The sequence below is a fragment of the Pseudomonas sp. 39004 genome, from assembly GCF_028682155.1.
In the GTDB taxonomy this organism is placed as follows: Bacteria; Pseudomonadota; Gammaproteobacteria; order Pseudomonadales; family Pseudomonadaceae; genus Aquipseudomonas; species Aquipseudomonas capeferrum.
In genome coordinates, this window is the sequence record NZ_JANIAG010000049.1 from 24,351 (window position 1) to 32,670 (window position 8,320).

Below are 8,320 nucleotides of genomic sequence, written 5' to 3' on the forward strand. Positions count from 1 at the left end.
TGGCAGCCAGAATCGGGATGTGACGGCATAATAACAAACATCGATTCCAGCGAAAGCGCTCCTCCATGAATGTTGATCTGCACTGTCACAGCACGGCCTCCGACGGCGCCCTGTCGCCCACGGTCCTGGTCGCCCGGGCCCATGAGCACGGGGTGCAAACGCTGGCACTCACCGACCACGACACCCTCGAAGGGCTGGCCGAAGCGCGCCAGGCCTGCCGCGAGCGCGGCATGCACTGGGTCAGCGGGGTAGAGCTGTCGTGCACCTGGGGTGGGGCGACCATCCATGTGCTGGGGTATGACTTCCCCCTCGACGCACCGCCGTTGCTCGAAGCCATCGAAGCCCTGCACCGTGGCCGCTGGCTGCGTGCCGAGGAAATCGACAAACGGCTGGCGGCCAAGGGCATGCCCGGCGCGCTTGAGGGGGCCAGGGCCGTGCAGCAAGCACTGGGCGACAGCGGCAACGCCCCGGCGCGCCCGCACTTTGCCGAGTTTCTGGTGCGTGCCGGCCACGTCAAGGACCGCGGCGAAGCGTTCCGCAAGTGGCTGGGCGCCGGCAAGCTGGGTGACGTCAAGCAGCACTGGCCGACCCTGGATGAAACCGTTGCCACGCTGCGCCAGTCCAACGCTTGGGTAAGCCTGGCGCATCCGATGCATTACGATCTGACCCGCAGCAAGCGCAGACGGCTGATTGCCGACTATATTCAGGCAGGCGGGCAGGCGCTTGAGGTGGTTAACGGGATGATGCCGGCCGAGCAGGTGGGCACGATGTCCATCCTCACCCGTGAGTTCGGCCTGCTGGCAAGCGCTGGCAGTGACTTCCACGGCCCCGGCACCTGGGGCGAAATCGGTGCCTACCGGCCTTTGCCCGAGGACCTGCCACCTCTGTGGCGCCGATTCAGCCATGAACAGCCTTTGGCGGTATGAACAGGAAGACTACGTGAGCCAATTTTTCCAGATACATCCGGAGAATCCGCAGCAGCGGCTGATCCGCCAGGCGGTGGAGATCATCCGCGAGGGCGGGGTGGTGGTCTATCCGACCGACTCGGCCTATGCGCTGGGTTGTCAGATTGGCGACAAGGGCGCGGTGGAGCGCGTACGGCGCCTGCGTGGCCTGGACAAGACCCACAACTTCACCCTGATGTGCTGCGACATGTCGCAACTGGGGCTGTATGCCAAGGTCGACACCGGTACCTTCCGCCTGCTCAAGGCGCATGTGCCGGGGCCGTATACCTTCATTCTCAACGGCACCCGTGAAGTGCCGCGCCTGCTGCTGCACGAGAAACGCCGCACCATCGGCCTGCGCGTGCCCGACCACGCCATCACCCTGGCGCTGCTGGCCGAACTGGGCGAGCCATTGATGAGTGTCAGCCTCATCCTGCCGGGCCACGACCAGCCGATGACCGACCCCCACGAGATCCGTGAGCGGTTGGAGCATCATGTGGATCTGGTGATCGACGGCGGTTTCGGTGATCTCAAGGCATCGACCATCATCGACCTGTCCGGCGACGAGCCCGAGCTGATCCGTGAAGGTTGTGGCGACCCCACGCCATTCATGGTCAACGCTTGAGCCAGGTTGAAGCGCCCGAGGCGCCGGCCGAGGAGGCCGAGTCGCCTCAACAGTTGCAACTGGCCTTGGTCTATGGCGAAGCCCTGACCGAGATGCCGGTAGACCTGTACATCCCGCCGGATGCGCTTGAAGTCATTCTCGAGGCGTTCGAAGGCCCGCTGGACTTGCTGCTGTACCTGATCCGCAAGCAGAACATCGATATCCTCGACATCCCGGTGGCGGAGATCACCCGCCAGTACATGGGCTATGTCGAGCTGATGAAGAGCGTGCGCCTGGAGCTGGCAGCCGAGTACCTGGTCATGGCGGCCATGCTGGCCGAGATCAAGTCGCGCATGTTGCTGCCCCGTTCGGCCGAGATCGAGGAGGAAGAGGGCGACCCGCGCGCCGAGCTGATCCGCCGCTTGCAGGAGTACGAGCGCTTCAAGGCCGCTGCAGAAGGGATCGATACGCTGCCACGGGTGGGCCGCGACATTGTCGTGCCGCGCCTGGAAGCACCGCAGGCCAAAGTGCGCAAGCTGCTGCCCCAGGTCAGCCTGGAGGAGCTGCTGGTATCGATGGCCGAGGTGATGCGCCGCAATGACCTGTTCGAAAGCCACCAGATCACCCGCGAAACGCTGTCTACCCGTGAGCGCATGAGCCAAGTGCTCGAACGCCTCAAGGGCGGGGCCTTCGTGCCCTTCGTCGAGCTGTTCGGCGCAGAAGAGGGCAAGTTGGGCGTGGTGGTGACGTTCATGGCGATTCTTGAGCTGGTGAAGGAATCGCTGGTCGAGCTGGTGCAGAATGAGCCTTTCGCCGCGATCCACGTCCGGCTTCGCGCCGAGTTTGTTGAAGAACCTGATGAACCTGAATGAACCCCGCGACCTGGCGTCGCTGATCGAAGCTTTTTTGCTCGCTTCGGGCAAGCCGCAATCCCTTGAGCGCTTGTACGAGCTGTTCGAGGTGGCCGAGCGCCCGGAGCCCAAAGTGTTCAAGAAGGCCCTGGAAGTGCTCGGCAAGTCCTGCAGCGGGCGTGCCTTCGAACTCAAGGAAGTTGCCACCGGCTATCGCCTGCAGATCCGCGAAACCTTTGCTCCGTGGGTTGGGCGCCTGTGGGAGGAGCGGCCGCAGCGCTATTCCCGTGCGCTGCTCGAAACCATGGCGCTGATTGCCTACCGCCAGCCCATCACCCGTGGCGAGATCGAGGACGTGCGCGGCGTGGCGGTGAACAGCAATATCATCAAGACCTTGATGGAGCGCGAGTGGATTCGCATCGTGGGTTATCGCGAAGTGCCGGGGCGGCCGGCGATGTTCGCCACCACCAAGGCATTTCTCGACCACTTCAACCTCAAGAGCCTTGAGGAGCTGCCGGCATTGGCCGAACTGCGCGAGATGGAGCCGGAGCCGTTGCTCGACCCGGATGACGCGCCGGTGCCTGCGCACCTGCAGGCGCTGGCCGATGCCAGCCTTGGCGAGGGCGAAGCCGAGGCAGAGGCGCCGAAGGATGAGACCAGCTTCCGCAGCCTGCTGGTGGAGCTGGATGCGATGGAAGAGGGGCTGAAGACCGATTTCGATGATTTGCGTGAAGCAGAGGACGTGGTTGAACCCGAGGCTTCACTAGAGGACGAGGGCAAGTTGCAGACCTGAGCCCCGCACTAACAGCGCAAAACCACTGGGCAGAAAACCCTGCCGGCCCCCGCAAAACCCACTACGCTCGAGTGCGTTCCTGATACGAACCGCGTATGATGCGCGGCCCTTTGGCGCGTTCGTCGCCAAGACCCCTTTTTCATTCCTACACCGGGAGGTGCCCAGATGAGTGAGCAAGACCTGCAAAATACCGAAATTACCCCTCCATCCGGCGAGAAGCTGCAGAAAGTACTGGCGCGCATTGGCGTCGGTTCGCGCCGTGACGTCGAGGCCTGGATCAGCCAGGGCCGCATCAAGGTCAATGGCGTGGCCGCCACCCTCGGCCAGCGCGTCGACCTGCACGACGCCATCGCTGTCGATGGCAAGCTGATCAAGCGCGAAGAAGCCGCCGAGGCCACCCGCCGGGTGATCATGTACAACAAGCCCGACGGCGAGATCTGCACCCGTGACGACCCGGAAGGCCGCCCGACGGTGTTCGACCGCCTGCCGCGGCCGAAAGAAGGGCGCTGGATCAACATCGGCCGCCTGGACATCAACACCACCGGCCTGTTGCTGTTCACCACCGACGGTGAGTTGGCCAACCGCCTGATGCACCCTTCCTACGAGATGGACCGTGAGTACGCGGTACGTGTGCGTGGCGAGGTCGACGACGAGATGCTCGATCGCCTCAAGGCTGGCGTGATGCTCGAAGACGGCCCGGCCAAGTTCACCGACATCCAGAAGGCACCGGGCGGCGAAGGCTTCAACCACTGGTACCACTGCGTGGTGATGGAAGGCCGTAACCGTGAAGTGCGTCGCCTGTGGGAGTCGCAGGGCATGGTGGTCAGCCGCCTGAAGCGCGTGCGCTTCGGCCCGGTGTTCCTCAACTCCGACCTGCCGATGGGCCGCTGGCGCGAAATGACCCAGGGTGAAATCGACATCCTGGCCGCTGAAGTGGGCCTGCAGCCAGTTGCGCTGCCGACCTTGAACCTCAAGGCCAAGGACAAGATGGAGCGCATGCAGCGCAAGTCGAGCCGTCCGATGGGCCGTGGCGAGCGCGTGCGCAACCTGCGCCCTGCCAGCGAAGGGGCTGCCGAGCGCCCAGCCCGCCAACCGCGTGACAGCGCTGGTGAGCGCCCAGCCCGCCAACCGCGTGACACCACCGGTGAGCGCCCTGCGCGCCAGTCGCGTGACGACGCGCGTAAAGGCAACCGTGGCAGCGCGGTGGCCGAGCGCCCGAGCGAGATGCGCAAGCGTACCGCCAAGCCAGACGGCGACAAGCCGGCAGGCCGTGGTCGCGGCAAGCCGCGCGGTTGATCTGCAGCGCTAGATAAGAACCAGCCTCCGGGCTGGTTTTTTTTGCTTTGGATTCAGCGGTGGCACCTTAGGCTGTTACCAAGATATTGAACAAAAAGAATTTTTCTGACGACTGGCAAGTTTTCAAACCGCTCCGTAAAGAAATTTATACGGATGCAGGCAAAATACGCCCTGAATTCAGATTTCCCCTACATGTGTAAACATAACTTGCCGCACCCCGCGCGGCGAGGCACCCCTGTCGCTCGCTCCCCCTATTGCCCAAACCCCCGCCGCACGCTGATATAGCAGCCATTGCCGTGTGCAAAAGCCCGCCCAGAGAGGCGTGCTGACAAAACAACAAATGGAGGCGCCATGTACGCCGATCACTTCGCCTTTCAAGGCTTTCACCACAGGAACGCTGCGTTTTTCCCCGGGGAAATGACGCAACGCGTTGACGCCTGCGCGCTTGCAGGGGTATACAGTGCGCCGCGTTTTACCTGTGACCCTCTTGCGTACCGCGCACTCTTGATCACACCCGGCTGACCCGCCCTGGCGGCGCCCGCGTTCAAGAAACCCAAGGTAACCACCTTGCCCATTCCGCTGCGCCACGAGCGCGGTGGGTCCGATTTCGTCACAGATAAAAACAATGCAGGTGACTTCGTTCATGAGTGGACAAAACATGCATTCAGGCGAGCTAAAGCGGGGCCTGAAGAACCGCCATATCCAGTTGATCGCCCTCGGCGGAGCGATTGGTACCGGCCTGTTCCTGGGTTCGGCAGGCGTGATGAAATCCGCCGGCCCGTCGATGATTCTTGGCTATGCCATCTGCGGCTTCATCGCCTTCATGATCATGCGCCAGCTGGGCGAGATGATCGTTGAAGAGCCGGTGGCCGGTTCGTTCAGCCACTTTGCCCACAAGTACTGGGGCGGTTTCGCCGGCTTCATGTCGGGCTGGAACTGCTGGGTGCTGTACATCCTGGTGGGCATGTCGGAGCTGACGGCGGTCGGCAAGTACATCCACTACTGGTGGCCGGAGATCCCGACCTGGGTCACGGCGGCGGGCTTCTTCCTGCTGATCAACTTCATCAACCTGATGAACGTGAAGGTCTTCGGCGAGGCAGAATTCTGGTTCGCCATCATCAAGGTCGTGGCCATCGTCGGCATGATCGGCCTGGGCGCGTACCTGCTGACCAGCGGTAGCGGTGGCCCCGAGGCTTCGGTCACCAACCTGTGGGCGCACGGCGGCTTCTTCCCGCATGGCGTCAGCGGCCTGGTGATGGCGTTGGCATTCATCATGTTCTCCTTCGGTGGCCTGGAAATGCTCGGCTTCACCGCAGCCGAGGCCGACAAGCCGAGGACCGTGATTCCCAAGGCCATCAACCAGGTCATCTACCGCATCCTGATCTTCTACATCGGTGCGCTGGTCGTGCTGCTGTCGCTGACCCCGTGGGACAACCTGGTCGCCAGCATCGACGCCTCTGGCGGCAGCTACGGCAGCAGCCCGTTCGTTCAGGTGTTCTCCCTGCTGGGTAGCGATGTGGCCGCCCACCTGCTGAACTTCGTGGTCCTGACCGCAGCGCTGTCGGTGTACAACAGCGGTACCTACTGCAACGCCCGCATGCTGCTGGGCATGGCCGAGCAAGGTGACGCCCCGGCGGCCCTGGCGAAGGTCGACAAGCGCGGTGTGCCGGTGCGGTCGATCCTGGTGTCGGCTGCGGTGACCCTGATTGCAGTGCTGCTCAACTACTTCATTCCGCAGAATGCGCTGGAGCTGTTGATGTCGCTGGTCGTGGCGACCTTGGTGATCAACTGGGCGATGATCAGCTACTCGCACCTCAAATTCCGCCAGCACCTCGACCGCACTGGCCAGAAGCCGCTGTTCAAGGCGCTGTGGTACCCCTACGGCAACTACATCTGCCTGGCGTTCGTGGTGCTGATCCTCGGCATCATGCTGCAGATTCCGGGTATCAATATTTCGGTGTATGCGATTCCGGTGTGGTTGCTGGTGATGTTCATCTTCTACATCCTCAAGCCCAAGCGTGATGCACAGGCCAATGGCACCGCTGCCGGTACTGTTGCCAAGTAAGCGCTGCAGGCGATAACGCAAACCCGATGTCAGGTCACTGGCATCGGGTTTTTTGTTGCCACTAAAGCAGTCAAAAACTCAGATCTGCTCGAGCAACCAGCTGCGAAACGCCCGCAGCGACGGCAGCGCTTCATTGCGCGGCGGGTAGATCAGGTAATAGCTGCGCTGGCTGGCAAATGCTGCGCCGGGGCTGAACAGCTCGCCCTTGGCCAGCTCCTCTTGCACCAGAATCCGCGGCACCAGGCCGATGCCGATGCCGGCCCGCACCGCCTGGATCAAGTGTGAGGTCAGCTCGAAACTCGGCCCCAGGCGCATCGCCCGGTGCGGCAGCTGGTGATGCGAGAACCACTCGCCCCAGGCATGCGGGTTGTTGGCGACATTGAGCAGTACTTCCTCGCTGACCCGGGCGGGGCTCCAGCCATGCGGGTCGGCGGCTGCCTCTGGCGGCAGGATCACCAGCAGTTCCTCGGCATGCAGGCGGTGGCAGATCAGCCCCGGCAGGTCGTGGCTCGCCACCCCGATGGCCGCGTCGATCTCGCTGGTGTCGAAGTTGATCGCTTCGATCCGAGAATGGATATGCACCAGCATGCCGGGGTGGGCGCTGTAGAACGCATGCAGCCGCGGCAGCAACCATTTCGAGCCGAAGGTGGGCAGGGTGGCCAGGCGCAGCGTGCCGACGCCCGACTGGTAGGCCAGCGCCTGCAGCGTGGCGCTGCGGATGCGCCCCAATGCTTCGCTCAGCTCGCGCTGGTACAGCCGGCCGACGTCAGTCAACTGCACCTGGCGGCCCTCGCGGCGAAACAGCGTCAGCCCCAATTGCTGCTCCAGCGCCTGCACCTGGCGGCTGACGGCGCTCTGGGTCAGTGACAGTTCGGCGGCGGCGCGGGTGTAGCTTTCATGCCGCGCGGCGGCTTCGAATGCCAGCAGCAGTGACATGGACGGTGTCAGGTGGCGGTAATTCATTCATAAAAGTCATCGATAGCGGCAGGATTATCCGTTTGCCCCTGGCGCGAAAGTACAGGAACATTGGCCTATTCGTCATCAGGTGTGAAACGACTCATGCCGGCGTGACAGGATTTCCGTGAATTAGCCCATATCAAGAGGCCATCCTTCGATGATCGCCCAGCTGCCGACCAGTGCACCGTCCGCGAACTACCCAGAATTCCTCGAAGCCCTGCGCAACAGTGGCTTCCGTGGCCACATCAGTGCCGATTACGCTACCCGAACGGTGCTGGCCACCGACAACTCGATTTACCAGCGCCTGCCCCAGGCGGCGGTGTTCCCGCGTGACGCCGATGACGTGGCGCGGGTCGCCGCGCTGATGGGCGACGCGCGCTTTGCCCAGGTCAAGCTGACCCCGCGTGGCGGCGGTACCGGCACCAACGGCCAGTCGCTGACCGACGGCATCGTGGTCGACCTGTCGCGGCACATGAACAGCATCCTCGAAATCAACGTCGAGCAGCGCTGGGTGCGGGTCCAGGCCGGTGTGGTCAAGGACCAGCTCAACGCCGCGCTCAAGCCGCACGGGCTGTTCTTCGCGCCTGAACTGTCCACCTCCAACCGCGCCACCGTCGGCGGCATGATCAACACCGACGCCAGCGGCCAGGGCAGCTGTACCTACGGCAAGACCCGTGATCACGTGCTCGAATTGCACAGCGTACTGCTCGGCGGCGAACGCCTGCACAGCCTGCCCATCGATGACGCCGCGCTGGACCAGGCCTGCGCCGCGCCGGGGCGGGTTGGCGAAGTCTATCGGGTGGCCCGCGA

Annotated in this window: 8 protein-coding genes; 7 read left to right on the forward strand and 1 reads right to left on the reverse strand. The window is 63.3% G+C overall.

Annotated elements, in window-relative coordinates; translation table 11 throughout:
* The first annotated feature begins 65 nt into the window (after positions 1-65).
* The 6 genes from NP534_RS11305 (at position 66) to NP534_RS11330 (ending at position 6,553) form a co-directional block, all read left to right on the forward strand.
* Positions 66-926 (forward strand): PHP domain-containing protein, encoded by an 861-nt coding sequence (locus tag NP534_RS11305; RefSeq protein WP_033699594.1) that lies wholly within the window; start codon positions 66-68, stop codon positions 924-926.
* Between the two features lie 13 nt (positions 927-939).
* On the forward strand, positions 940-1,569 hold the full coding sequence (locus NP534_RS11310) for an L-threonylcarbamoyladenylate synthase (RefSeq protein ID WP_274098752.1): 630 nt from the start codon (positions 940-942) through the stop codon (positions 1,567-1,569).
* Positions 1,570-1,661: 92 nt separating this feature from the next.
* Complete coding sequence (locus NP534_RS11315; protein WP_162181148.1) at positions 1,662-2,420, forward strand: segregation and condensation protein A; 759 nt, start codon at positions 1,662-1,664, stop codon at positions 2,418-2,420.
* Positions 2,407-3,192, forward strand: coding sequence for an SMC-Scp complex subunit ScpB (gene scpB, locus NP534_RS11320; RefSeq protein ID WP_274098753.1), 786 nt, complete (start codon positions 2,407-2,409; stop codon positions 3,190-3,192). Before NP534_RS11315 ends, scpB begins: the two co-directional genes overlap by 14 nt.
* Before the next feature lie 165 nt (positions 3,193-3,357).
* Complete coding sequence (gene rluB, locus NP534_RS11325) at positions 3,358-4,488, forward strand: 23S rRNA pseudouridine(2605) synthase RluB (protein ID WP_186658006.1); 1,131 nt, start codon at positions 3,358-3,360, stop codon at positions 4,486-4,488.
* Positions 4,489-5,131: 643 nt separating this feature from the next.
* Positions 5,132-6,553 (forward strand): amino acid permease, encoded by a 1,422-nt coding sequence (locus tag NP534_RS11330; RefSeq protein WP_274098754.1) that lies wholly within the window; start codon positions 5,132-5,134, stop codon positions 6,551-6,553.
* 78 nt (positions 6,554-6,631) lie between these two features.
* Here NP534_RS11330 and NP534_RS11335 read toward each other — a convergent pair whose 3' ends face one another.
* The gene (locus tag NP534_RS11335) at positions 6,632-7,516 is read right to left on the reverse strand and encodes a LysR substrate-binding domain-containing protein (RefSeq protein ID WP_186658002.1); all 885 of its coding nucleotides are present in this window, start codon (positions 7,514-7,516) and stop codon (positions 6,632-6,634) included.
* A gap of 151 nt (positions 7,517-7,667) precedes the next feature.
* Between NP534_RS11335 and NP534_RS11340 the strand changes: the two genes are divergently transcribed.
* Positions 7,668-8,320 (forward strand): FAD-binding oxidoreductase (locus tag NP534_RS11340; RefSeq protein ID WP_274098755.1); only part of this gene is annotated, 653 nt, incomplete at its 3' end.